Source organism: Sulfitobacter sp. IGS-18 (assembly GCF_059628195.1).
The window spans coordinates 1,486,849-1,510,296 of sequence record NZ_CM184556.1 but is presented as its reverse complement, the minus strand read 5'-3'; the positions used below and the strand labels follow the sequence as shown (position 1 = coordinate 1,510,296).

The 23,448-nt window shown below is 64.5% G+C and carries 23 protein-coding genes and 1 tRNA gene; 13 read left to right on the top strand and 11 right to left on the bottom strand.

The features are described from left to right. Positions 1–135 precede the first annotated feature (135 nt). Complete coding sequence (locus ACWNZ3_RS07235) at positions 136–486, bottom strand: hypothetical protein (RefSeq protein ID WP_269367115.1); 351 nt, start codon at positions 484–486, stop codon at positions 136–138. Continuing rightward, positions 486–725: an Lrp/AsnC family transcriptional regulator gene (locus ACWNZ3_RS07230; RefSeq protein WP_067289136.1), complete on the bottom strand. Its 240-nt coding sequence runs from the start codon at positions 723–725 to the stop codon at positions 486–488. The genes ACWNZ3_RS07235 and ACWNZ3_RS07230 overlap by 1 nt, the downstream gene beginning before the upstream one ends. A 127-nt stretch (positions 726–852) precedes the next feature. On the opposite strand from ACWNZ3_RS07230, the gene hisB reads away from it, so the two are divergent. Continuing rightward, positions 853–1,440 (top strand): imidazoleglycerol-phosphate dehydratase HisB, encoded by a 588-nt coding sequence (gene hisB / locus ACWNZ3_RS07225; protein ID WP_496901681.1) that lies wholly within the window; start codon positions 853–855, stop codon positions 1,438–1,440. A 378-nt stretch (positions 1,441–1,818) separates the two neighbouring features. Continuing rightward, complete coding sequence (gene hisH / locus ACWNZ3_RS07220; protein ID WP_496901887.1) at positions 1,819–2,457, top strand: imidazole glycerol phosphate synthase subunit HisH; 639 nt, start codon at positions 1,819–1,821, stop codon at positions 2,455–2,457. Between the two features lie 14 nt (positions 2,458–2,471). On the opposite strand, the gene ACWNZ3_RS07215 is transcribed toward hisH, so the two are convergent. After that, positions 2,472–2,879, bottom strand: a complete 408-nt coding sequence (locus tag ACWNZ3_RS07215; protein ID WP_496901680.1) for a DUF2147 domain-containing protein — start codon at positions 2,877–2,879, stop codon at positions 2,472–2,474. A 92-nt stretch (positions 2,880–2,971) separates the two neighbouring features. Then, positions 2,972–3,361, bottom strand: coding sequence for a DUF2147 domain-containing protein (locus ACWNZ3_RS07210; protein WP_269367123.1), 390 nt, complete (start codon positions 3,359–3,361; stop codon positions 2,972–2,974). A gap of 130 nt (positions 3,362–3,491) precedes the next feature. Here ACWNZ3_RS07210 and hisA point away from each other — a divergent pair, with 130 nt between their 5' ends. The 3 genes from hisA to ACWNZ3_RS07195 are packed head-to-tail and all read left to right on the top strand — an operon-like array spanning position 3,492 to position 5,354. Beyond that, entirely contained in the window at positions 3,492–4,211 is a 720-nt protein-coding gene (gene hisA / locus ACWNZ3_RS07205) for a 1-(5-phosphoribosyl)-5-[(5-phosphoribosylamino)methylideneamino]imidazole-4-carboxamide isomerase (protein WP_269367125.1), read from the top strand. A gap of 55 nt (positions 4,212–4,266) precedes the next feature. Continuing rightward, positions 4,267–5,028: an imidazole glycerol phosphate synthase subunit HisF gene (gene hisF / locus ACWNZ3_RS07200; RefSeq protein ID WP_269367127.1), complete on the top strand. Its 762-nt coding sequence runs from the start codon at positions 4,267–4,269 to the stop codon at positions 5,026–5,028. Next, positions 5,025–5,354 (top strand): phosphoribosyl-ATP diphosphatase, encoded by a 330-nt coding sequence (locus ACWNZ3_RS07195; protein WP_269367129.1) that lies wholly within the window; start codon positions 5,025–5,027, stop codon positions 5,352–5,354. The genes hisF and ACWNZ3_RS07195 overlap by 4 nt, the downstream gene beginning before the upstream one ends. A 145-nt stretch (positions 5,355–5,499) precedes the next feature. Here ACWNZ3_RS07195 and ACWNZ3_RS07190 read toward each other — a convergent pair whose 3' ends face one another. From ACWNZ3_RS07190 to rlmB, 3 genes are all read right to left on the bottom strand, one after another. Further along, positions 5,500–5,967 carry a CoA-binding protein gene (locus ACWNZ3_RS07190; RefSeq protein WP_274578063.1) on the bottom strand — a complete coding sequence of 156 codons (468 nt, stop codon included), beginning with the start codon at positions 5,965–5,967 and terminating at the stop codon, positions 5,500–5,502. A 221-nt stretch (positions 5,968–6,188) separates the two neighbouring features. Next, positions 6,189–6,500: a hypothetical protein gene (locus ACWNZ3_RS07185; RefSeq protein WP_496901679.1), complete on the bottom strand. Its 312-nt coding sequence runs from the start codon at positions 6,498–6,500 to the stop codon at positions 6,189–6,191. A 12-nt stretch (positions 6,501–6,512) separates the two neighbouring features. After that, on the bottom strand, positions 6,513–7,292 hold the full coding sequence (gene rlmB, locus ACWNZ3_RS07180) for a 23S rRNA (guanosine(2251)-2'-O)-methyltransferase RlmB (protein ID WP_274578066.1): 780 nt from the start codon (positions 7,290–7,292) through the stop codon (positions 6,513–6,515). A 113-nt stretch (positions 7,293–7,405) separates the two neighbouring features. On the opposite strand from rlmB, the gene ACWNZ3_RS07175 reads away from it, so the two are divergent. Beyond that, positions 7,406–7,489: transfer RNA gene (locus tag ACWNZ3_RS07175), tRNA-Tyr, on the top strand. A gap of 773 nt (positions 7,490–8,262) precedes the next feature. Further along, on the top strand, positions 8,263–10,308 hold the full coding sequence (locus ACWNZ3_RS07170) for an oxidoreductase (RefSeq protein ID WP_496901678.1): 2,046 nt from the start codon (positions 8,263–8,265) through the stop codon (positions 10,306–10,308). A 26-nt stretch (positions 10,309–10,334) separates the two neighbouring features. Here the strand turns inward: ACWNZ3_RS07170 and ACWNZ3_RS07165 are convergent, their stop codons facing one another. Continuing rightward, positions 10,335–11,000, bottom strand: a complete 666-nt coding sequence (locus ACWNZ3_RS07165) for a hypothetical protein (RefSeq protein ID WP_269365398.1) — start codon at positions 10,998–11,000, stop codon at positions 10,335–10,337. A 107-nt stretch (positions 11,001–11,107) separates the two neighbouring features. Here ACWNZ3_RS07165 and ACWNZ3_RS07160 point away from each other — a divergent pair, with 107 nt between their 5' ends. The 3 genes from ACWNZ3_RS07160 to ACWNZ3_RS07150 all read left to right on the top strand — a co-directional run bounded on the left by ACWNZ3_RS07160 (position 11,108) and on the right by ACWNZ3_RS07150 (position 16,590). Beyond that, a complete protein-coding gene (locus ACWNZ3_RS07160; RefSeq protein WP_496901677.1) occupies positions 11,108–12,112 on the top strand; it encodes a GT-B fold glycosyltransferase domain-containing protein in 1,005 nt (334 codons plus the stop codon). Between the two features lie 213 nt (positions 12,113–12,325). Further along, positions 12,326–13,618 (top strand): O-acetylhomoserine aminocarboxypropyltransferase/cysteine synthase family protein, encoded by a 1,293-nt coding sequence (locus ACWNZ3_RS07155; RefSeq protein WP_269365401.1) that lies wholly within the window; start codon positions 12,326–12,328, stop codon positions 13,616–13,618. A 155-nt stretch (positions 13,619–13,773) separates the two neighbouring features. Next, entirely contained in the window at positions 13,774–16,590 is a 2,817-nt protein-coding gene (locus ACWNZ3_RS07150) for a hypothetical protein (RefSeq protein WP_496901676.1), read from the top strand. A gap of 64 nt (positions 16,591–16,654) precedes the next feature. Here the strand turns inward: ACWNZ3_RS07150 and hppD are convergent, their stop codons facing one another. Further along, positions 16,655–17,749, bottom strand: coding sequence for a 4-hydroxyphenylpyruvate dioxygenase (gene hppD, locus ACWNZ3_RS07145; protein WP_274578075.1), 1,095 nt, complete (start codon positions 17,747–17,749; stop codon positions 16,655–16,657). A gap of 144 nt (positions 17,750–17,893) precedes the next feature. On the opposite strand from hppD, the gene ACWNZ3_RS07140 reads away from it, so the two are divergent. Then, positions 17,894–18,349 carry an Lrp/AsnC family transcriptional regulator gene (locus ACWNZ3_RS07140; RefSeq protein WP_114273478.1) on the top strand — a complete coding sequence of 152 codons (456 nt, stop codon included), beginning with the start codon at positions 17,894–17,896 and terminating at the stop codon, positions 18,347–18,349. Between the two features lie 20 nt (positions 18,350–18,369). After that, a complete protein-coding gene (locus ACWNZ3_RS07135; protein ID WP_496901675.1) occupies positions 18,370–20,286 on the top strand; it encodes a cation:proton antiporter domain-containing protein in 1,917 nt (638 codons plus the stop codon). Positions 20,287–20,905: 619 nt separating this feature from the next. Here ACWNZ3_RS07135 and cobT read toward each other — a convergent pair. After that, positions 20,906–21,919 carry a nicotinate-nucleotide--dimethylbenzimidazole phosphoribosyltransferase gene (gene cobT, locus ACWNZ3_RS07130; protein ID WP_496901674.1) on the bottom strand — a complete coding sequence of 338 codons (1,014 nt, stop codon included), beginning with the start codon at positions 21,917–21,919 and terminating at the stop codon, positions 20,906–20,908. An 80-nt stretch (positions 21,920–21,999) separates the two neighbouring features. Here cobT and cobS point away from each other — a divergent pair, with 80 nt between their 5' ends. Further along, the gene (gene cobS / locus ACWNZ3_RS07125; RefSeq protein WP_496901673.1) at positions 22,000–22,785 is read left to right on the top strand and encodes an adenosylcobinamide-GDP ribazoletransferase; all 786 of its coding nucleotides are present in this window, start codon (positions 22,000–22,002) and stop codon (positions 22,783–22,785) included. Positions 22,786–22,842: 57 nt separating this feature from the next. Here cobS and ACWNZ3_RS07120 read toward each other — a convergent pair whose 3' ends face one another. Further along, positions 22,843–23,355, bottom strand: a complete 513-nt coding sequence (locus ACWNZ3_RS07120; RefSeq protein WP_067289183.1) for a CarD family transcriptional regulator — start codon at positions 23,353–23,355, stop codon at positions 22,843–22,845. Between the last annotated feature and the right edge of the window lie 93 nt (positions 23,356–23,448).

The window sequence follows — 23,448 nt, the reverse complement described above, 5'->3', positions numbered from 1 at the left end:
TTGATCTTGAATCGCCGATACCCTGCCGCGCTGCGCGCTCTCGGGACATCGGCGATACGGCCTGTATCAGGTCAAGGCGGGGCGCTGTAGGTCAGCATCTCAGGCGCGCCCGGGCATGGCCTTGGCGCGCGGCGCTCAGTTGATTGGAAACTGGCTCAGGCAGCGGGCGGCGCTGCGGCGGTAGTCTTCCAGCGTTTCACTCACCGACCGCCGGTCGCGCACCACCGCCATCGCCGCTTTCTTCTGCGCCCAGGTCCCGGTGACATGGTGTTCGAGAATCAGGACCGTCACACCCAGCATCACCTCTTTTTCCTCCGCACTGATCAGCTCGGCCCCCGCAAGCGCCACGGCCGTCAGCGCCAGGGTATTGGAACAGCGCAGCGCCGCGGCCTCGCTGCCTTCATAGACCTTTTCGGCCGCAGTGACCGGCCCGGCGACGCTGGAGAAAACAAGTGCCAGGGTTCCGAAAAATGCCTGACGCGCCATCAAAAGACCTTGAAGGTCATGGTGGTCATAGACCTTTCGATCCCCTCAATGGTCAGCAGATGGTCATTGATGAACACGCCCACATCCTCCCCCTTGGGGATATAGAGCTTCATCAGCAGGTCGTATTCGCCCGAGGTCGAATAGAGTTCGGAATGGATCTCGCGCAGGGCAATTTCCTCGGCCACGCGGTAGGTTGTACCGGGGCGGCATCTGATCTGGATAAAAACACAGGTGGTCATCGGACTCTCGAAAATTGCGCTCTCCTCAGGCTGACACAAGGCCCGGTCGCCTGCAATCCCTCATCCGGTCTTGGCGTCGGGGCCAGCACTGCTATAAGGCTGCTGACGCCAGCCAGAGGGGCCCGATATGCGCCAGACCAGCCTGACCCGCACCACCGCCGAAACCGATGTCAGCGTCGAGATCAATCTTGACGGCACCGGCAGCTATGACAACCAGACCGGCGTGGGTTTCTTTGATCACATGCTGGATCAACTGGCGCGCCACTCGCTGATCGACATGAAGGTCCGCGCCACCGGCGATCTGCACATCGACGATCACCACACGGTCGAGGATGTGGGCATCACGCTGGGCCAGGCGCTGGCCAGGGCGCTGGGGGACAAGCGTGGCATCCGGCGCTACGGGTCCTGCCTGCTGCCGATGGATGACGCCCTGCTGCGCTGCGCCCTTGACCTGTCGGCCCGGCCCTTCCTGGTGTGGAATGTCGATCTGCCGACCGACAAGATCGGGACCTTCGACACGGAGCTTGTGCGCGAATTCTTCCAGGCTTTCAGCACCCAGGGCGGCATCACCCTGCATGTGGACATGCTGCATGGGCTGAACAGCCACCATATCGTCGAGGCGGCGTTCAAATCCGTCGCCCGTGCGCTGCGCGAGGCCGTTGAGGTCGATCCGCGCAAATCGGGCGATATCCCCTCCACCAAGGGTGCGCTTTGACCCCGATGCAGGGGATGACGGCGGCGGTGGTCGTCAATGGCAACCGGTGGATGTGCCACAGAACGGCAGGTTTTCAGCCACCGGCCTGCAAGGCGCATCCTGCCGGAACCTTGCATTTGCCACCGTACCCGCCTGCGCGCCCGGACGCTGCCATGAGGCCAGTCACTCCCTTGATGCCAGACTCTCCCGTAGTGCCAGACGCTGCCATAAGGCCAGACGCTCCCTTGATGCCAGAGGCTATCCCAGACACTCCCATGAAGACATGTCATATATGACATGTCTTCATCTGCTGCCCGCAGGTCCGCCCCGTCCCCGGCCATCCGCAGCCGCCCACAGGAAATCCCTTCACTCCCGCCATTCACAAGGGGACAGATGCCCATGCTGACCGCCATCATCGACTATGAAAGCGGCAACCTGCATTCCGCCCACAAGGCCTTTGAACGCATGGCCCGCGAAGCGGACGCAGGCGAGGTCACCGTCACCTCCGAGGCCGATGTGGTGGCACGCGCCGACCGGATCGTCCTGCCGGGCGACGGTGCCTTTCCCGCCTGCATGGCGGCACTGAAGGGCGCAGGTGGTGTGTTCGATGCCATGGTCGAAGCGGTCGAGGTCAAGGGCCGCCCGTTTCTGGGCATCTGTGTCGGCATGCAGCTGATGGCCACGATGGGCCGCGAATACCGCGACACGCCGGGCCTGGACTGGATCGGCGGCGAGGTCACCCGTATCGCGCCCGCCGACCGCAGCCTGAAGGTCCCTCATATGGGCTGGAACGATCTGGTGATCGACCATCCGCATGCCGTCTTTGACGGCATCAAGACAGGCGACCACGCCTATTTCGTGCATTCCTACCATATGGCGGTGAACAACCCGGCCCAGCGGCTGGCCCATGTCGATTATGCAGGCGATGTCACCGCCATCATCGGGCGCGACACCATGCTGGGCATGCAGTTCCACCCCGAGAAATCGCAGGCCACCGGATTGCGGCTGATCTCGAACTTCCTGAAATGGGCGCCATAGACGTTCAGCCAGGGCTATCTGATCCGCGTCCAGACGAGGTTCTTGCAGGTTGCCGCAGTGCAGGCCTGCAAATGCAATGCGCCCCCCACCGCCCTGACCCGGGTCTGCCCATAGCGTTCACCATCGCGCACGCTATATTCGCCCAGAAAGCTGCCATCGGGCTGTGCACGCAGGTTCCAAAGCACCTTCGCGCCCACCGCATCGGACCTTGCGTCATACCCCCGCCGGTTCTTGGCCCGCTCGACCAGCGCGCAGAGGTCGCGCCCGCATCTGCGCGTGCGCAGATGCAATACGACCCCCAGCCCGTCCGGTTCGGTCTGCCAAAGGCCGCGCGGGATTTCGGCCGCATCCCTTCCCTGCGCGACGGCATGTGATGACAGACAGAGGATCAGGGCAATCGCGCCCCCGCGCAGCGCCCGCATGAACCGCACCTCAACTTTCCCGCAATGACACCGGCATACCCGGTTCAGCCCCCTGAAAACTCACATCCCCGGCGCAATGGCCGGAAAGCGGATCAGTTGATCCGCTTCCAGGTCTGTTTCGAACAGATCAGACCGCCCGCCACGCATCCCGACAGTTTCAGCGCATTGCCCGAGACATTCATCTTGCCGATGTAGATCTTGCCATTCGACGGCCGCCAGACCTTGCCCGCGTAGTTCCCGCCGCCTTCCGGCACCATGTCGATCACCAGCGTCTTGCCAAGGTTGGGCGACTTGTATTCGCCACTGTCGTTGAAGGTCCGCGCAATGGTGCCGCAAATCGCGCCGCCACAGGGGGCCATCTTCACATGGGCATAGGCCCCGTCATCGACCTGGGTCTGCCAGGTGCCAACCGCCGGGTCTGCCGCCTGGGCCGCCCCGGCCAGACCAAAGGCCAGTGCCGCCGCTGTCATCAGTTTTTTCATGCAATATCCTCCCCTTTTGCGGCATAGTCTGGATCAGCGCCCGGTTTCTGGCAAGCCTGACCTGAGGTCGCGTTGCAAATCCCGCCCATGCATGCAAAACCGCGCGTGCAAATCAGCACAGGACCCGCCGATGATCCTCTATCCCGCCATTGACCTCAAGGACGGACAGGCCGTGCGCCTGGTCCACGGTGACATGGAAAGCTCCACCGTGTTCAACGACGATCCCGCCGCCCAGGCCCGCAGCTTTGTCGAGGCCGGCTGCCAATGGCTGCATCTGGTGGATCTCAACGGTGCCTTTGCCGGCACCCCGGTCAATGCCGCCCCGGTGGAGGCGATCCTGAAAGCCTGCAAGGTCCCCGCCCAGCTGGGCGGCGGCATCCGCGACATGGCCACGATTGACTCCTGGCTCGACAAGGGGCTTGCCCGCGTCATCCTGGGCACAGTCGCCGTGGAAAACCCCGATCTGGTCCGCGAAGCCGCCCGCGCCTTTCCCGGCAAGGTCGCCGTCGGCATCGACGCGCGCGAGGGCCGCGTCGCGACCAAGGGCTGGGCCAATGAAACCGATGTGCTGGTCACCGACCTCGCGAAATCCTTCGAGGACGCGGGCGTCGCCGCGATCATCTACACCGACATCATGCGCGACGGCGCCATGGGCGGCCCCAATATCGAGGCCACCGCCGCCCTGGCCCGCGCGGTCCGCATTCCCGTCATCGCCTCCGGCGGCGTGTCCTCGCTTGATGATCTGATCGCCCTGCGCGACACCGGCGTGATCGAAGGTGCCATTTCGGGCCGCGCCCTTTATGACGGGGCAATCGACCTTGCCACCGCGCTCTCAACCCTGTCCCGGTGATTTCATTGTTCCTGAAATACACAATCCACCCCCGCCCCACGCCCGGACCAGAGACATGTTGAAAACCCGCATCATCCCCTGCCTCGACGTGGCCGATGGCCGGGTGGTCAAAGGTGTGAACTTCGTCGGCCTGCGCGACGCGGGCGATCCCGTCGATGCCGCCATCGCCTATGACGCCGCAGGTGCCGACGAGCTGTGTTTTCTCGACATCCACGCCACTCATGAGAATCGCGGCACGATGTTCGACCTGGTGCGCCGCACCGCCGAACATTGCTACATCCCCCTGACCGTCGGCGGCGGCGTGCGGAGCGCGGCGGATGTGCGCGCCCTCCTGCTGGCCGGGGCCGACAAGGTCAGCTTCAATTCCGCCGCCGTTGCCAATCCGGATGTCGTCGCCGAAGCCGCCGATCATTTCGGCAGCCAATGCATCGTGGTCGCCATCGACGCCAAGACGGTCTCCCCCGGCAAATGGGAGATTTTCACCCATGGCGGTCGCAAATCCACCGGCATCGACGCCGTCGCTTTCGCCCGTACCGTTGCCGAAAAAGGCGCGGGCGAAATCCTGCTCACCTCCATGGACCGCGATGGCACCAAATCCGGCTTCAACCTGCCGCTGACCCGCGCCATCTCTGACGCGGTAAACGTGCCGGTGATCGCCTCGGGTGGTGTCGGCACGCTCGACCATCTTGTCGAAGGCGTGACCGAGGGCGGCGCCTCCGCCGTGCTGGCCGCCTCGATCTTCCATTTCGGCGAATTCACCATTCACGAGGCCAAACAGCACATGGCCGCCGCCGGCATCCCGATGAGGCTGACATGACCCAAGCGACTCCCGCAAACGGCACGCTCGACGCCCTCTATGCCACCATCCTCAGCCGCAAGGGTGCGGCCCCTGACAGCAGCTGGACCGCGCAATTGCTGGCAAAAGGCCCCGAGAAATGCGCCGAAAAATTCGGCGAGGAAGCCATCGAGGCCATCATCGAAGCGGTGAAAGACGACAAGACGGCGCTCACGTCGGAGGCCGCGGATGTGCTCTACCACCTGCTGGTCATGCTCGCCGCCCGTGATGTCCCCCTCTCCGACGTGATGGATGAACTTTCCCGCCGCCAGTCGCAATCGGGCCTCGCGGAAAAAGCCTCCCGCTGATCCGCTGCTGTACAGCGTCTGACGAGATACCTGACACAGCAGACCTCGCGTGATACTTCCGCCCGGAATGCCCGGGGGAGTTTGAGGGGGCAAAGCCCCCTCATCAGCAAGAATGGATCGTGCCGCGCGCAGCGCGTCCTGCAGATCACAGCTTGCTGGAAATCATCCCCGTGGCAAAGCCGCCCATGCGCAGCTCGCCATGCAGCCGCTGATATTCGATCTTGGGACAACGATTCTGGATCACCGTCACACCCCGCGCCTCTGCCAGGGCCGCGGCTTCGGCGTGTTCGACACCGATCTGCATCCAGATGGTCTGCAACTCCGGAAAACAGGCCAGCGCCTCCTCGACGATCCCGGGCACCGCTTCGGACCGGCGAAAGATATCGACCATGTCGACCCCGCCCTCGATCTGCGACAGCGATCCAAGCACCTCGCGGCCAAAGACCTCTGCGCCCTCATGCAGCGGGTTGACCGGGATCACGCTATAGCCGCGCAGCCCCAGGTAACGCGCCACGTAATAGCTTGGCCGCACCGGGTTCAGCGACACGCCCACCACCGCGATCCGCCGGGTGCGGGTCAATATGTCTTTCAGCAAGGCATCAGAATAGGTCATCGGCAAACTCTATCCTGCATTGATCCCGTAAAAAAGGCGCCCGCCTGAATATTTCAGGGGGCGCATAAGGTACGGAACGAGGGACAGTAAAATGACGCACGGGCGTTCCGGGCCCGCCGTCTTGTCTCAAAGATAGGTAGGATCCGAGACAGAAAAAGGGGTTGCGCAATTTTGTGAAGATCAGGTGAACAGCGGGCAGGATTTCGCCGATCTGCAGCCGCTCAATCAAAGATGTCCTCGACCACGTCAAGGGCCTCCTCGGCCATGCGGCGCCAGAGCGATTTGCGCGGCTTGCGCTTCTTTGACCTGCGGTGCGGCTTTGCCTCGGACCCGGGCGCGGCGGGAGAGCGGCGCAGAGCGGGCTGATGGCTGATTCCCGTCTTGCGCGGTTTGTCCCTGACCGGCAGGGCCTTGAGATCGTGCAGCGGTGCGGCACATTGCGCGCAGGACAACTCATGCCGTCCCCGGTCCAGTGTCAGCGCCGCGCGTGTCCCGCAGTAACAGCAGGTCGCGATCTTGGTCGGATAGGTCAAATCTCTGCCCCGTCAGCCGTTCTCTCTGACAGCATATAGGGCAATCGCCGCAGCATTTGAGACATTGAGCGAGCCGAATTGCCCGGCTGCGTCAATCCGTACCAGGGCATCCACGGTCTCGCGGGTCTTTTCACGCAGGCCGGGGCCTTCGGCCCCCAGCACCAGCGCCACGGGCCGGTCGCGACGGCCCTCCACGGCGGCCTCGATGGTGGTCGCGGCCTCCCCGTCCAGCCCCAGCACCAGATAGCCCATGCCCTGCAGCGCCCGGATCGCATCGGCCAGGTTGCGGACCCGCAGATAGGGCTGACGCTCCAGCGCCCCTGACGCCGTCTTGGCAAGCGCCCCGGTCTCGGGCGCGGAATGGTGCCGCGTGCCGATCACCGCCGAGGCCCCCAGCACTTCGGCAGAGCGCAGAATCGCCCCCACGTTATGCGGATCCGTCACCCGGTCCAGCAACAGCACGCGCGGCGCCGTGGTCTGCCCGATGCAGACATCCTCCAGCCGGCCCCAGTTCAGCGGCCTGACCTCAAGCACCGCGCCCTGATGCACCGATGACGGGTCAAGCGGCGGGCGGAACTTGCGCGGGTCCACAACCTCCGGCGTGATACCGGCCTGGGCAACCGCATCTTCCAGCTTGGCCAGCGCATTGGGGGTGACCATCAGCGTCAGCTTTTCCCGTTCCGGATTGACCAGGGCATCACGCACCGCATGCAGACCGAACAGCCAGACCGTCGCCTGCGCCTCGGCTTTCTTGTCCTGCTCTTTCTGCACCACCCATTTCGGCTTTTTCATCGCATCATCCCTTGTGCCCCGACCGGCCGCTCCGGCGTCAATTTCGCCTTGACGCCTCTCAGGGTCGCTTGTAATCACGCCCCCACGCCGGGCGCAATGCATCAGGCGAAAGTGGGCGACAGGCCGCAAGGTGTGGCAGGGGACTGTAACTCCCTCGCGGAGACGCACGCCTGGTTCGATTCCAGGGTCGCCCACCACTTTCCTCCCATCCGTAAAGGTCAGCGCCCCCATTCCCCCGGACGCGTGCCCGAGCCGAACGATCCCCCGGATCGTTCCTGCGCCCCCCATGTGGCAGGGGCCACCTGCGGTTCCCTCGCGGAGACGCACTGCCCGGGTTCGATTCCAGGGTCGCCCACCACTTTCCTCCCATCCGTTAAGGTCAGCGCCCCCATTCCCCCGGACGCGCGCCCGACCCGGAGATGCAGGACGCCTAGCGGACCTTCGCGCAGATCGCAGCGAACGGCAGGAAAGAGCCCGGAGTTACATGAGGCGTCAGCCGGGCCAGCGCCTGCCCGGGGTGGGCGATGCCGAGCTATGTTCATGCCACCTTATTTCTCAACCGTGACGAATCCCAACGAGGGAACACCCAGCCTCACCAAATCGCCTACCCGAGGGGCGGGCAGGCGATGGCCCGGCGCCTTCGGCTTGTTCCGGGCCTGGGTGCCAGTGATCGACGGCAGCAATGTCCCTCACACTGGTCCCTGACCCATACCGCGCCGAAGGTCCGGGTTGGCTCAGAAACGCCCGACCTTCGGCCCCATATCGCATGACGCGGCTCGTTGACAGAATTCAGGAAATCCGGGTGCATCAAGTCAATGCTGCGCGACGTTCCACACCCCCGGGTGACATGAGCAGACATGACCGCCCCGATTTGTCGGCTTTCGCATATCAATGCCGCTTTGCAGATTGACAGCGGGCAGCGCCGTCATTGACCTTTGCCGAAAATCCCTGCCCCGGAAGGCCTGTCCCGATGTCCACCGATCCCCTGCTGCAACCCTTCCAGCTCAAGCACCTGACCCTGAAGAACCGGATCATGACCACCGCCCATGAACCGGCCTATGCGCAGGACGGCATGCCCCGGGACCGCTACATCGCCTATCATGAGGAACGGGCAAAGGCGGGCGTGGCAATGGCGATGACCGCCGGTTCGGCCTCCGTCGCACGCGACAGCCCGCCGGTGTTCAACAACATCCTCGCCTACCGGGACGAGGTTGTTCCTCATACCCGCGACCTGACCGACGCCCTGCACGCCCATGGCTGTGCCGTCATGATCCAGCTCACCCACCTCGGCCGGCGCACCGTCTGGAACAAGGGCGACTGGCTGCCTTCGGTTTCCTCCACCCGCCACCGGGAGGCGGCGCACCGCGCCTTTCCCAAGCTGGTCGAGGATTGGGACATCGAACGTATCATCAACGACTTTGCCGATGCCGCCGAAAGGATGCAGGCGGGCGGCATGGACGGGATCGAACTGGAGGTCTACGGCCACCTGCTCGATCAGTTCTGGTCGCCGCTGACCAACCAGCTGACCGGACCCTATGGCGCCGATACCCTGGAAAACCGCATGCGCTTTCCCATGGATGTGCTGAGCGCCGTGCGCAAACGGGTGGGCAGGGATTTCATCGTCGGCTTCCGCTATACCGCCGATGAGGCACAAAAGGGCGGCATCGACGAAGCGGAAGGGGTCGAGATCACCAAAAGGCTTTGCGCGGACGGCCAGCTTGATTTCCTCAATGTGATCCGGGGGCGGGTCCACAGTGACCCGGCGATGGTCAATGTCATCCCGGTGCAGGGCATGCAATCTGCCCCGCATCTGGATTTCGCGGGCCGCATCAAGCAGATCGCCGACCTGCCGGTGTTCCACGCCGCCAAGATCCCGGACGTGGCGACAGCCCGCCACGCGGTGCGGGAGGGGCTGCTGGACATGGTCGGCATGACCCGTGCGCATATGGCCGACCCCCATATCGTGCAGAAGATCGTGGAAGGGCGCGAAGACGATATCCGCCCCTGTGTCGGGGCCACCTATTGTCTCGACCGCATCTATCAGGCGGGCGAGGCATTGTGCATCCACAATGCCGCCACCGGGCGCGAGCTGACCATGCCGCACCGCATCCCCCCCGCCAGCGCGCGCCGCAAGATCGTGATCGTGGGCGCAGGCCCCGCCGGGCTGGAGGCCGCGCGCGTCGCCGCCGAACGGGGCCATGATGTGACCGTCTTCGAAGCCGCCGCCCTCCCCGGCGGCCAGATCCGACTGACCGCGCAAAGCCCGCGCCGCCGCGACATGATCGGCATCATCGACTGGCGCATGGCCCAATGCATGGCGCGCGACGTCACATTCCACTTCGACACCTGGGCCGAGGCGGCAGATGTCCTGGCGCTGAACCCCGATGTGGTGATCATCGCCACCGGCGGCCTGCCCAATACGGAGCTTTACGAAACACAAGGCGACCTGCCGGAGGTCGTCACCGCCTGGGACCTGATCGCAGGCGACGTGAAACCGGCGGGCCATGTGCTGATCTACGACGAGAGCGGGGACCACCCGGCCCTGCAGGCCGCCGAAATCGCCGCCATCGCCGGATCGAAGGTCGAGGTGATGACACCCGACCGCACCTTCTCCCCCGAGGTGATGGGGATGACGCTGACGCCCTACCTGAAGAACCTGTCGGACAAGGACGTGACCTTTACCGTCACCCGCCGCCTGCTGGATGTCACCCGCGACGGCAACCGCCTGACCGCGACCATCGGCACCGACTACAGCGATCACAGCTATCAGGCCAGCTATGATCAGGTGGTGGTCAACTATGGCACCCGCCCGCTGGACGATCTCTATTTCGACCTGCGCGCGGCCTCTCGCAATGGCGGCGAAGTCGACCACAACGCATTGATTGCAGGCCGGCCGCAGCAGATCACCCGCAATCCCGACGGCACATTCCAGCTGTTCCGGATCGGCGACGCCGTATCATCGCGCAACACCCATGCGGCGATCTATGACGCGCTCAGGCTGATGAAGGATATCTGACCGCGCCATCACACAGGATCACAGGTTCACGGGATCAGCACGGCGCTGCGGTCGAAACTGGCCATATCCATGCTCAGATCGTCATAGACGATCTGGATCGTGATGCTTTCAACCGCCCCTTCGCGCAAGGACAGATAGGGCAGCCCATCCTCTTCCAGGATCGCATTGGGTGTCGCATATTCCAGGTGACAGGGCGGCAAGGGCCAGTTCTGCATCGCCTCACCGTTCACGGAAATCGCAATGGCGGACAGGCCGCAGCGCCAGCTCCACAGATGGGTGATGTAAAGCAGGTCCTTGCCGCCGTATTGGCGCACAGCCACCCAATTGCCCTTTGTCGCGTTCAGGATCGGCTTGATTTCACCCGCGGTGGTGAACTTGCCGCTGGGGGTCTGCGGCTCTGCCACAAGGCCCGCGGGCACGACCGCCATGTTGAACGGGATCTGCGCGGGTGCCGGGGCTGCGGCAACAGGCGCCGTGGCAGGCGCAGGCGTGGCAGGCACCCCTTCCAGCAGGGTCCCCTGCCCGATCACGACCGATCCCTGCCCGACCGATACGCTGGCAGGTGGCGCAGCCGGTGCCACGGGGGCCGCGGGGGCCGCCGCCTCGGCCACTGCCGTTTCCCTGGGCATGGGTGCAGCCTCCCCGGCCCCATGCGCACCTGCCGCCAAAATGGCAAAAAAGAAATCCAACATCACTTCAATCCCTCACTCCCGGCCCAAATGCCGCCTTTTGCGAAATTGCATATGCCCCTATAGTCACCCCAAGAAAAAACAGGGCAGGTCACAGGGGCAATCAAAGTATGGCACGCAAACCCGTGCAATCGCAAACCTACAACATTGCGGTTGTGGGACAGGCCGGACGGCTGTCCTACGAGGCGCTGATCCTTGCCGCCTCCCTGCGCGAGATGAGCCCGGATTTCAAAGGCCGCCTGCTGGTGATGGAGCCGCAACCCGGCCCGCTGTGGAAATCGGACCCCCGGATTCAGACCGCCGACATCCGCGCCGCCCTGGCCGACCTCGGGGCCGAGATCATTCCCTTCGACAGCCGGTATTTCGGCAGCAGCTACCCCTATGGCAACAAGATCGAGATGCTCGGCGCCCTGCCAAAGGGTGAACCCTTCGTGTTTTTCGACACCGACACGCTGATCACCGGCGCGCTTTCGGATGTGCCTTTCGATTTCGACCGCCCCGGCGCCTCCCTGCGCCGCGAAGGCACCTGGCCGATCCCGCAGCTCTACGGGCCAGGCTACGCGGGGCTGTGGAAAAGCCTCTATGACATGTTCGATCTGGATTTCGACAGCAGCCTCGACCTGACCCAGCCAGATGAATACTGGCAGCGCTACCTCTACTTCAACGCCGGGTTCTTCTATTACCGCTGCCCCCATGTCTTCGGCGAAAAGTTCCTGGAATACGCCCTGGCGATCCGCGACAACCCGCCGGTCGAACTCTGCGCGCAAAGCTTCGATCCCTGGCTTGACCAGATCGCCCTGCCGCTGGTCATCCATGCCCTGGGCGGCGGCAAGGACAGCCTGCCGCCGGGCCTGCTGGACGGCAGCATCACCTGCCACTACCGCCTGCTGCCCCTGCTCTACGCCCGCGAAAGCGACCATGCGATCCAGGTGCTGGAACGCGTCACCGCCCCCAACAGGCTCAAGAAGGTGCTCAAGGGCTCCGAAGCGGTCAAACGCATGGTCTACCAAAGCCGCGGCCACAAGGTCCGCGCGCTTTTCGATCAGAACGACCTGCCGCGCAAGGAACAGGCGCTCCGCAACCGGATCAAGAAAAACGGCTTCTGGATTCGCTGATCCGCTTCATTGTTCCCAAAATACACGGCACAGCGTCCCGCATCCGCGCAACGCCGGCGCGATGGGCTCAGGCCCGCCACGGGCACCTGTAATCGCATGCGGCGCAGCCGCGCCTTTTGGTCACGCCTGCGCACCGCCGTCCCCCGCGCCGCTCTCTTGTGTGGCACAGGCCAATCGCTTACCCATGTGGCAAACACCCTTGGGAGAGAGACCATGACCGACGGACCCACCTACGGCTTCGACACGCTGCAAATCCACGCGGGGGCCCGCCCGGACCCGGCCACCGGGGCGCGCCAGACGCCGATCTACCAGACCACCGCCTATGTGTTCCGCGACACCGACCACGCGGCGGCGCTGTTCAACCTGCAGGAAGTGGGCTTCATCTATTCGCGCCTGACCAACCCCACCGTCGCTGTCCTGCAGGAACGCATCGCCACCCTCGAAGGCGGCGTCGGCGCGGTCTGCTGCTCTTCGGGCCATGCGGCCCAGATCATGGCGATTTTCCCGCTGATGGGGCCGGGCAAGAACATCATTGCCTCCACCCGGCTTTACGGCGGCACCGTCACCCAGTTCAGCCAGACCATCAAACGCTTTGGCTGGTCCTGCAAATTCGTCGATTTCGATGACCTCGACGCGGTCCGCGCGGCGGTGGACGACGACACCCGCGCCATCTTTGGCGAGGCCATCGCGAACCCCGGCGGCTATATCATGGACGTCCGCGCCATTGCCGACATCGCCGATGAGGCCGGCGTGCCGCTGATCATCGACAATACCTCCGCCACGCCCTACCTCTGCCGTCCCATCGAACATGGCGCGACACTGGTGGTGCATTCGACCACGAAGTATCTCACCGGCAACGGCACCGTCACCGGGGGCTGCGTGGTGGATTCAGGCAAGTTCGACTGGTCCGCGAATGACAAGTTCCCCTCGCTGAGCCAGCCCGAACCCGCCTACCACGGTCTGAAATTCCACGAGACCTTCGGCGCGCTGGCCTATACTTTCCACGGCATTGCCATCGGGCTGCGCGACCTGGGCATGACGATGAACCCCCAGGCGGCACATTACACCCTGATGGGGATCGAAACCCTGTCCCTGCGCATGGACCGCCATGTGGCCAACGCCAGGAAGATCGCGGAATGGCTGGAAAAGGACGACCGGATCGACGCGGTGACCTATGCCGGCCTGAAATCCTCCCCCTATTACGAACGCGGGACCAAGCTCTGCCCGAAAGGCGCGGGCGCGCTTTTCACCATCGCGGTCAAGGGCGGCTACGAGGCCTGTGTGAAACTGGTCGAAGCGCTTGAGATCTTCAGCCATGTCGCCAACCTGGGCGATACAAGATCGCTGGTGATCCACTCGGCCTCGACCACGCACCGCCAACTCAGCACCGAACAGCAGGTTGCCGCCGGTGCGGGCCCCAATGTGGTGCGGATCTCCGTCGGCACCGAGGACCCGGACGACCTGATTGCGGACCTTGATCAGGCGCTCAGCAAGGCGGCAGGCTGACCTGGGCGGCAGGGGCCTGAACCGGGCCCCTGCCCCCTGCCGGACACTCCCGTTGCCGGGAGTGTGGCTTTTCTTGCGCGGGACCCTGCGCTAACCTACGCTTCACCGGGAAGGTGCCCTGTAAAGCGCAGAACCACTGTGTTAAAGTTGTGACGATGAAGCCAGATTTTGCCCTTTCGCTGTCTTTTGAAGGAATTCGGCTGCTGCATCGTGCGGCCGGAGGCTGGCGTATTGTCGGCGAGGTGGCGCTGACCGCCGATGACCTGAACGCAGATCTTGCCGTCCTGCGGAAATCCGCCACCGCGCTGGAACCGGCCGGCCTGCGCAGCAAGCTGCTGCTGCCGGACGCGCAGATCAAGTATCTGACCATCGACACCCCCGGCATGTCCGAAGCGGACCGCCGCGAAGCCGCCCGCGCGGCGCTGGACGGGGCCACCCCTTACGCGGTCTCGGATCTTGCCTTTGACATCAGCCTCGACGGGCCGCGCACCCATGTGGCCGCCGTGGCCCGCGAAACCCTGGCTGAGGCTGAGGCCTTCGCCGTGGAACACCGTTTTCACCCGGTCAGCTTTGCCGCCGTACCGGGCAACAGCCCCTACCTGGGGGAGCCTTTCTTTGGCCAGACAGAGGCGGCCTCGGAACTGCTGGAGGACGGCGAAACCGTGGAGGCCGATGGCATCGCCGTCGTCGTGATCGGCAATGTCACCGTGCCGGACGGCCCGGTCGCGGCCGGACCTGCGCCTGCCGCACCGGATGCTGCCGTTCAGAAACCTGACAGGGCGGCGCCGCCTGCCGCCTCCACAGCTGCGCCCGATGACACGGCAGAAGCTGAACCGGTTGAGGCCACATCCGCCGAGACGCCAAAGCCGGAGGCAACTGCCGCTGAAAAGCCTGCCGCACCGGACGCACCCGCCGCACCGCGTGGCGACGCGACGGCAAAAGCACCTGAGGCAGCGGCCACATCCCGGAGCGCCCCGCCGCCGCCGCCATCGGAACCCGAAGCAGCAAGACCTGCAGCGGAGAAGGGTGAGGACCGCGCCGTCAAACTGCCCCCGGCCCCGGCACCAACACCTGCCGTGCCGGCCCCGCCGATCGGGGCCGCACCGGTGGTTGTCACGCCGGAACCCGAAACAGCCAGGATTGCCCCCGCAGAAGACAAGCCGGATGCCGCCACCTCTGACAGCCCTGCCGATCCGGCCGAGGCCGGGGCAGTGCAGGATGTGCCTGTCATACCCTCCCTGCGGGCCGCGCGGGCGGAAAAGGCGACACCCGTTGCCCCCCTGCCGCCGCTGCGTGCGGAACCTGCCGGATTCGCCAGTCGGCGCGGCGGATCGGCGGCACCCTCACTTGAAGGTGCGCGGCGCGAACCATCGCTCGGCGCGCCCACCGCCCTGCCCACCGGCGAGGATGCGGTGCTCCGGCCGGACAGTTCTTCCTTTGACACGCCTGTCCCGAGGCCGGAAGTTACCGCGCCTGCCGCTGCCCCCGCGCCCGCACGCGGTGGTTTCCTGAGCCGCAGGCGCAAAGGGGCATCCGCGCCCGAAAGGCGCATCCCGGCCAGTCCGGCCCCGCAGCCCGGCGGCGCAGCAGTATCCGAAGCGGAGCGGATGACCGTTTTTGGTGCCCGCCGGACCGAAGTTGGCGGCAAGCCCCGTTTCCTCGGCCTGATCCTGACGGCGGTGCTGCTGGTGTTCCTGGCCGGTGTCGCGGCCTGGGCCTCGGTCTTCCTTGACGAGGGCATGAGCCTGTCGCGGCTGTTCGGTCCGCGCCCCACGCCGGAAGTGGCCGCGGCCCCGGACACGCCGCTGCCCGAGCAACCCGCGCCCGAAACCAACGACCCGGTGCAGACCGCCGCACTGGACAGCGGCTTGACCGAGGAAGACGGTGCCGTGCTCGACGCCCTGCGCGAGCCCCTGCCCCCGGTCGAGCTGGACCTCAGCGAGGCCGAGCTTGAAGCAAAATACGCGGCCACCGGGATCTGGCCCCGCGCCCCCATCGTGCCGCCGGATCCGGCAGGCGAAATCGCAATCGAAGATCTTTACCTGACCAGCATCGACCCGGTCAGCACCGCTGCGGATGCAATTGCCCTGCCCGCGCTGGAAAGTCTGCTGACCGACACTGCCCTGGGCGAGGTCGCGAACCCTGCCGCTGCAGGGACCCGCTTTGCCATCGGCGCAAATGGCCTGGTGATTCCGACATCGGCAGGAACGGTGAACCCCGAGGGCGTCACCATCTATCTGGGCAAACCCGATGTCCTGCCCCCCGATACCATCATGGCCCGCTATCAGCCCCAGACCGCGGAAACCGCAGAGGATGTGCCGGAGCTGAACCTGCTGGCCGCCTTCCGGCCCAGGACCCGGCCCGGCGGGCTGATCGAGAATGCGGAACGTGCGCAGTTCGACGGGTTGACCATTGACGAGCTGCGCCAGTACCGCCCCGCATTGCGTCCGCAATCGGTGCAGGAACAGGCGGCAGAGGCCGCCGCACCGGCGATTGACCCCGCCGATACCACCGAAGCGGTGGCACTGGCGCTGGAGACACCCGCACAGCCGACCGCTTTTGAGAACCCGACGAAATTTGCCGTTGCCGCCTCGGCCCGGCCCGACACGCGGCCCCGCAACTTTGACCGTATCGTCAAACGTGCCGAACGCACGGCGCCGGCAGAGGAAACCCGCGTCGCCAGTGCAGGCAGCGTCGCACCGCGCACGGTCTCCCCCAGCATCCCGTCAAAGACCTCGGTTGCGAAACAGGCGACGGTCAAGAACGCCATCAACCTGCGCAAGGTCAATCTGATCGGTGTCTACGGGAAGCCATCGAACCGCCGCGCGCTGGTCCGTCTGGGCAACGGGAGGTACAAGAAAGTTGTCGTGGGCGACCGGATCGACGGCGGCCGCGTCTCTGCCATCGGGGATGCCGAACTGCGCTATACCAAGGGTGGCCGGTCTGTCGTGCTGACCATGCCAAGAGGCTGAGAAGCTGAAAGGGGCAGCGCCCGCAGGCCCGCCCCTCACCACTCATCATTCCGGATTGCGCCGCTCAGGAGGCTTTCAGTTCGCCGCTGTCGAGCTGTTCCTGCTCGATGCTTTCGAACAGCGCCTTGAAGTTGCCTTCCCCAAATCCGTCATCGCCCTTGCGTTCGATGAATTCGAAAAAGATCGGGCCGATCACGGTTTTCGAGAAGATCTGCAACAGGATGCGGGTTTCGCCGCCATCCACCACGCCTTCGCCGTCGATCAGGATGCCGTGTTTCTGCATCCGCTCCAGCGGTTCCTCGTGGCCGGTCACGCGGTCCTTGCTCATCTTGTAATAGGTCTCGGGCGGGCCGGGCATGAACTGCACGCCCTTCTCCGCGATGGCGTCGGTCGCATCGTAGATGTTGCGCGCGCCGACGGCGATGTGCTGAATGCCTTCGCCCTTGTATTTCTTGAGATAGGCCACGATCTGGCCCTTCTCGTCACGGTCCTCGTTGATCGGGATGCGGATGCGGCCACAGGGCGATGTCAGCGCGCGGCTGGTCAGCCCGGTGAACTTGCCCTCGATGTCGAAAAAGCGGATTTCGCGGAAGTTGAACAGATCGCCGTAGAACTTGAACCAGACGTCCATGTTGCCCTTGAACACATTGTGGGTCAGGTGATCGAGATAATAGAACCCGACGCCTTCGGGCTTGGAAGTGGCAATCCAGTCGTATTCCCAGTTGTAGGGCGAGGTGTCGTAGTATTGATCCACAAAATAGAGCAGCGAGCCGCCGATCCCCATGATCGCGGGCACATCCAGCACCTTGCCGTCGCCGGTATATTCCTCGGCCCCATTGGCGAGCGCATGTGCAAGCGCCCGCTTGGCATCGACCACGCGCCAGCCCATTGACGGGGCGCAGGGGCCGTGTTCGGCCACGAACCGGGCGGCAAAACTGTCGGGATCGGCGTTCAGCACATAGGTGATGTCACCCTGCTGCCAAAGCTCGATCTTCCTGGTCTTGTGGTTGGCCACATGGGCATAACCCATCCGGGCAAAGAGATCGCGCAGTTCCTGCGGATTCTCCGATGCGAATTCGACAAATTCGAAACCGTCGGTGCCTGCGGGGTTCTCGGCGGTGATTTTGGATTTCGGTGCGTCGTGCGGGAAAGGTCCCATGAGAAGCCTCCTCAACAAATGTGGAACTGTTGGGCTCAGGATAAGTTCCGATGCCTGCCAATGCTGCGCATAATTGGGGAAGGTTCTGGTAATTTACACATAAATACCGCATGATACCTGAATTACACGCGGGAAATGCGCATCATGTTGGATGATATCGACACAAGACTGCTGGCCGCCCTGCAGCGCGACGCCCATCTGACGGCGCAAGAGCTGGGCGAGACGCTGAACCTGTCGCCCTCGCAGGCAGGCAGGCGGCGGCAGCGGCTGGAAAGCGAAGGCTATATTCAGGGCTATACCGCCCGGCTGGATCCCGTTCGCCTGGGCCTGAACGTGCAGGGGTTTGTCCAGGTCCACCTGGGCACCCATGGTCCCGACCATTCACGCAGTTTTGCGCGACTTATGGCCAGCCGTGCCGAGATTGTGAGCGTCTGGACCATGACGGGGGATGCGGATTACCTGCTGCGTGTCTATTGTGAGGACTTACCCAGCCTGAACCGGCTGATTCACGAGGTCTTGCTGCCGCATCCGGCTGTATCCAGGGTGCACAGCCAGATCGTGATGGACCAGCTCAAACGCGATGGGCCTCTGCCCACCTGAACCCTTTTGAAAGGACCCACATGGAAGGCTTCCTGTTCCAGGCCTCGATCTATCTTGCAGCTGCGGTGATCGCGGTGCCCATCGCCGCCCGTCTGGGGCTGGGGTCGGTGCTGGGGTATCTGGCGGCAGGCATCCTGATTGGCCCGGTGCTGGGCCTTGTCGGGTCCGAGACCAAGGATCTGCAGCATTTCGCGGAATTCGGCGTGGTCATGATGCTGTTCCTCATCGGGCTGGAGCTGGAGCCGCGCGCCCTGTGGGACATGCGGCACAGGTTGCTGGGGCTGGGCGGGCTTCAGATCATCCTGACCTCGGCGGCCCTGATGGGGGTCGCGATGTCATATGGCCAGCCCTGGAACGTGTCGCTGGCGGTGGGGCTGACGCTGGCGCTGTCGTCGACCGCCATCGTGTTGCAGACCCTGTCCGAGAAGAACCTGATGCAGACCGGCGGCGGGCGCAGCGTCTTTTCGGTGCTGCTGACCCAGGATATCGCGGTGATCCCGATCCTGGCGCTGCTGCCCCTGCTGGCCAGCGGCAGCATTGGTGGCATCCTGCCGGACGGGTCGATATCGCTTAACCCCGAGCAGGTGGATGCGGCCCATGGCGCGGAAGCGGGCGATCACGGCCCAGCTGCTGCAACGGCGGCCTTCGACTTTGTCCAGGGCCTGCCCGGCTGGGGCATCACGCTGGTCACCATCGGCGCGGTCCTGTCGATCATCATTGTCGGCGTGTTCTTTACCCGCCCTGTCTTTCGCTTCATCCATTCCGCCAACCTGCGCGAGATGTATACCGCGCTGGCCCTGCTGATCGTTGTCGGCATTTCCTTTCTGATGATGCTGGTGGGCCTCTCCCCCGCCCTTGGCGCCTTTCTGGCGGGTGTGGTTCTGGCATCGTCCGAGTTCCGCCACGAGCTGGAGACCGACCTTGAACCCTTCAAGGGCCTGTTGCTGGGCCTGTTCTTTGTCACCGTGGGGGCCGGGATCAATTTTGAACTGCTGTTCAGCAAGCCGATCCTGCTGGTGGGGATGGCGGTGCTGGTGATCGTGGTCAAGGGGCTGATCCTGGGCATGCTGGGGCGGATCTTCCGGCTCAGGGGACGGGACCAGTGGCTCTTTGCCCTCAGCCTCGCGCAGGCGGGCGAATTCGGCTTTGTGCTGGTCAGCTTCTCGGTCGCCACCGGCGTCATGCCGGGCGCGATTGCGGAGACCCTGCTGCTGGTGATCGCGCTGTCGATGCTGATCACGCCGCTGCTGTTCATCCTCTATGACCGGATCAGCCGGCGGATGGACGTCAAACACGGGCCCCTGACCCCCGATGAGATCGACGAATCCGGGCCGGTGATCATTGCGGGCATCGGACGCTTCGGCCAGATCGTGAACCGGCTGGTGCAGGCCAGCGGTTTCCAGACCGTGGTGCTGGACCACAACCCCGATACGATCGCGGTGATGCGCCGCTTCGGGTTCAAGGCCTTTCTGGGGGACCCCACCCGCCCCGACATCCTGCGCAAGGCGGGTCTGCGCGAGGCCAGCGTGCTTGTGGTTGCGCTGGACGACCAGAAATCGGCCTTGCAGCTGATCGCCTATGCCCGCAAGGAACGGCCCGATCTGCATATCGTCGCCCGTGCCCATGACCGCACCGACGTCTACCGCCAGTATCAGGCCGGGGCGGATGACATTGTGCGCGAGATGTTCGACAGCTCGCTGCGGGCCGGCCGCTATGTGCTGGAAAACCTTGGCCTGTCGGAATACGAGGCCGCCGAGGCGCAGCGCATGTTCTATGCCCATGACCGCAAGTCGGTGCGCGAACTGGCCGCGCTCTGGCGTCCGGACATCGACCCCTCGCAGAACAAGGCCTATGTGGCCCGCGCGAAGGAGCTGCAGAAGGACCTCGAAACCGCCTTTCTCAACCGCGTCGACCACGAAGAGAAGAAGCGCGCTTAAAAAGCGATCCGGGATATACTTGGATCACTTGTTCGCTGCCTCTCCCTTCGGTCGAATGCGAAAAGTGATGTGCGGTGTTGCAGGTTTGTCCCGATACGCTGTGGGTGTAAGCAAACCGGGCGTTGTGTCACATCCCTGGGCCAGAGCGCGGCGCTACGTCCGATGGTCGAGGCGGGGCCAAGCGGTCTTCGTGAGAATGCAGCGAAGGTTGGGATCGAGCCGCCTCCACCGCCGACATCAAGCACAAGCCGGGCCGTCGCCTGCCCGGGGTGGGCGATCCTGACCTCTGTCCATGCCACTTGATTTCTCAACCGTGATGATACCTCTCAGAGTATCACCCAGTCTCACCAAATCGCCTACCCGTCATGCCAAAGGCATGCCGACGATCAACGGCGCACCTTCGGTGCGACGGGCGGGCAGGCGATGGCCCGGCGCCTTCGGCTTGATTCCGGGCTTTGGTTCCCAGTGATCAAGCGGCAGTTTTGTCCCGCACGGCAGCCCCTCGCGCACCCCGCGTCGAAAGGCCGGTTTGGGTCAGAATTGCCTGGCACTTCATTCTAAAGCAGCGTCAGGTGAGTCTGATCTTTCCGAAAGGGCCATCGGCGCAGGTTCCCCGGGTTCAGCCGTCGCTGACACCCGCCTGAGCAAAGGTTGCCATCCCGCCATGGCAGGCCAGCGCCGCTTTCAGCACGGAAATCGCAAGCGTCCCGCCGGAGGCTTCGCCCAGCCGCAGGCCCAGCTGTAGCAGCGGCTCCTTGTTCAGCGCCTGCAACAGACGCGCGTGACCGCCTTCGGCACTCAGATGGCCTGCAACGGCGTGATCCAGCGCTCCAGCCCGGGTATGTTCCAGACACAGCGCCGCCGCGCAACAGATGAAACCGTCGAGGATCACCGGAATGCGCAGGCTGCGCGCCCGCGCCATCGCGCCGGCCATCCCGGCCAGCTCGCGCCCACCCAGGCGGCGCAGGGTCTCCAGCCCGTCGCCCTGCCCGCCATGCAGCGCCACGCCCGCGCGCACCACTTCCGTCTTGACCGCCAGCGCCGCATCATCGACCCCGGTGCCGCGCCCGGTCCACTCCGCCGCATCGCCGCCCAGCAGCGCAAGGGCAAGTGCGGCCGCACTTGTGGTATTGGCAATCCCCATCTCGCCCACCACCAGCAGATCGGCGGTGACATCCACCGCATTCCAGCCTGCGGCAAGCGCCGCGACCAGTTCGGCCTCTGTCATCGCAGGACCCGTGGTGAAATCTGCCGTGGGCCGGTCGAGGTCCAGCGGCACCACCGTCATCGAGGCCCCCGCCACCCGCGCCAACTGGTTGACCGCCGCGCCGCCCGCCTGAAAGTTCAGCACCATCTGGCCGGTCACTTCTGCTGGAAAGGCCGACACCCCGCGCGCCGCGACCCCGTGATTGCCCGCAAAGACAATGACCTGGGGCGCTGCAATCTCGGCCCTGTCGCCGCCGCGCCAGCCGCGATACCACAGGGCCAGATCCTCAAGACGGCCCAGCGATCCCGGCGGCTTGGTCAGCTGTCCGTTGTGATCCGCCGCTGCCGCAAGGGCCACCTGGTCAACGCCCTCAGGCGCGGCCAGAAGGTCGCGGAACGCAGAGAGACTTGCAAAAGGCTGGGTCATGGGCATGCTCGGCTTGAATGATGAATTGCCCCTGTCTATCGACAGCGCCTGAGCGCGGAAAGGGCACAAGGGGCGGAATTTTGGATAGAAGCGACATTCCCGGAGGGCGGCAGGCATTTCAGCCCCAAGACCTTGTCATCGCGCTGGGGCTGCTGACCCGACTGCCCCTGCCTGCGCAGGCCTTTGCCGCATCGGGCAGCCGCCCGCCCGCACAGGCCGCCTGGGCCTATCCGCTGGTCGGTCTGGTGGTTGCTGTCGCGGCTTTGCTTGTGGCCTGGCTGCTGGGCGGTCTTGGCCTGCCTGCCCCGGTGCAGGCAATGTTCGTGATTGCCGTCACCGTGGTGCTGACCGGTGCCATGCACGAAGACGGGCTGGCCGATTGCGCCGATGGCTTCTGGGGCGGCTGGACCCGGGAGCGGCGGCTGGAGATCATGAAGGACAGCCAGATCGGCACCTATGGGGTGATCGCCCTCGTGCTCTCGCTGGTGCTGCGCTGGCAGCTGATCACGATGCTGATCGACGCCGGGGCGCTGACAGCAGCGCTGATCCCGGCGGCAATGGTATCGCGGGCTGCCATGGTCTGGACCATGGCGCGCCTGCCGCAGGCCCGCGACAAGGGCTTGTCGCGGCAAACCGGCATCCCCGCACCGCCTGCCCTGATGGCTGCGGTTGCCATCGGGTTTTGCGCGGCCCTGTTCACCGCAGGATGGTTCGCAACGATCCTTGTCAGCATCCTGCTGACCTTCGCGACGGGCCTGCTGGCACGGGCCAAGATCGCGGGCCAGACCGGTGATGTGCTGGGGGCCACACAGCAGATTGTCGAAATCGGCTGCCTGCTGTCGATCAGCGCCTTTGCCCTGAGCTGAAAAGCAAAACGCCGCGCCCCTGATGGGACGCGGCGCTATTATTGCTCTGGAACCGGATCAGGCCGCGACGCGGCTGTCCAGCACGTCGCCAACCTGCTTGGCTGCGGCGTTTTCATCGCCACCGCTGACGGCGGCCACTTCACGGGTCAGACGCTCAAGCGCCGCTTCATAAAGCTGGCGCTCGGAATAGCTCTGCTCGCGCTGGTCGTCGGTCCGGTGCAGGTCGCGCACGACCTCGGCAATCGCGATCAGATCGCCGGAGTTGATCTTTTGCTCGTATTCCTGCGCCCGGCGGGACCACATGGCGCGCTTGACCTTGGCCTTGCCCTTGAGGGTCTTCATGGCATGGGTGATCACGTCAGGCGAGGACAGCGCACGCATCCCGATCTCGGTTGCCTTGTGAGTCGGCACACGCAGGGTCATCTTGTCTTTCTCGAATGAAATCACGAAGAGCTCCAGCGAGATGCCGGCGACTTCCTGCTCCTCGATCGAGATGATCTGCCCGACGCCATGGGCGGGGTAGACAACAAACTCATTGGGGCGGAAATCAAGCTTTTTCGATTTGGTCATGTGGCGGCTCCTGAAGCGCGGGGATCTCCCGCTGTTGATTGCAGTGCTGAACCGACGGTCAAACGCGCATCCGGCTTGCGGCTGTTTCCTGCC

Bases quoted from the DNA above. Each gene is read 5' to 3' on its own strand.
- ACWNZ3_RS07140 (WP_114273478.1), top strand. From the start codon at position 17,894: ATGTTGGATGATATCGACACAAGACTGCTGGCCGCCCTGCAGCGCGAC.
- ACWNZ3_RS07150 (WP_496901676.1), top strand. From the start codon at position 13,774: ATGAAGCCAGATTTTGCCCTTTCGCTGTCTTTTGAAGGAATTCGGCTG.
- ACWNZ3_RS07160 (WP_496901677.1), top strand. From the start codon at position 11,108: ATGGCACGCAAACCCGTGCAATCGCAAACCTACAACATTGCGGTTGTG.
- ACWNZ3_RS07120 (WP_067289183.1), bottom strand. From the start codon at position 23,355: ATGACCAAATCGAAAAAGCTTGATTTCCGCCCCAATGAGTTTGTTGTC.
- ACWNZ3_RS07195 (WP_269367129.1), top strand. From the start codon at position 5,025: ATGACCCAAGCGACTCCCGCAAACGGCACGCTCGACGCCCTCTATGCC.
- ACWNZ3_RS07170 (WP_496901678.1), top strand. From the start codon at position 8,263: ATGTCCACCGATCCCCTGCTGCAACCCTTCCAGCTCAAGCACCTGACC.
- hppD (WP_274578075.1), bottom strand. From the start codon at position 17,749: ATGGGACCTTTCCCGCACGACGCACCGAAATCCAAAATCACCGCCGAG.
- cobT (WP_496901674.1), bottom strand. From the start codon at position 21,919: ATGACCCAGCCTTTTGCAAGTCTCTCTGCGTTCCGCGACCTTCTGGCC.
- hisB (WP_496901681.1), top strand. From the start codon at position 853: ATGCGCCAGACCAGCCTGACCCGCACCACCGCCGAAACCGATGTCAGC.
- ACWNZ3_RS07210 (WP_269367123.1), bottom strand. From the start codon at position 3,361: ATGAAAAAACTGATGACAGCGGCGGCACTGGCCTTTGGTCTGGCCGGG.
- ACWNZ3_RS07215 (WP_496901680.1), bottom strand. From the start codon at position 2,879: ATGCGGGCGCTGCGCGGGGGCGCGATTGCCCTGATCCTCTGTCTGTCA.
- rlmB (WP_274578066.1), bottom strand. From the start codon at position 7,292: ATGAAAAAGCCGAAATGGGTGGTGCAGAAAGAGCAGGACAAGAAAGCC.
- ACWNZ3_RS07135 (WP_496901675.1), top strand. From the start codon at position 18,370: ATGGAAGGCTTCCTGTTCCAGGCCTCGATCTATCTTGCAGCTGCGGTG.
- hisA (WP_269367125.1), top strand. From the start codon at position 3,492: ATGATCCTCTATCCCGCCATTGACCTCAAGGACGGACAGGCCGTGCGC.
- ACWNZ3_RS07155 (WP_269365401.1), top strand. From the start codon at position 12,326: ATGACCGACGGACCCACCTACGGCTTCGACACGCTGCAAATCCACGCG.
- hisH (WP_496901887.1), top strand. From the start codon at position 1,819: ATGCTGACCGCCATCATCGACTATGAAAGCGGCAACCTGCATTCCGCC.
- ACWNZ3_RS07190 (WP_274578063.1), bottom strand. From the start codon at position 5,967: ATGACCTATTCTGATGCCTTGCTGAAAGACATATTGACCCGCACCCGG.
- ACWNZ3_RS07165 (WP_269365398.1), bottom strand. From the start codon at position 11,000: ATGTTGGATTTCTTTTTTGCCATTTTGGCGGCAGGTGCGCATGGGGCC.
- ACWNZ3_RS07235 (WP_269367115.1), bottom strand. From the start codon at position 486: ATGGCGCGTCAGGCATTTTTCGGAACCCTGGCACTTGTTTTCTCCAGC.
- hisF (WP_269367127.1), top strand. From the start codon at position 4,267: ATGTTGAAAACCCGCATCATCCCCTGCCTCGACGTGGCCGATGGCCGG.
- ACWNZ3_RS07230 (WP_067289136.1), bottom strand. From the start codon at position 725: ATGACCACCTGTGTTTTTATCCAGATCAGATGCCGCCCCGGTACAACC.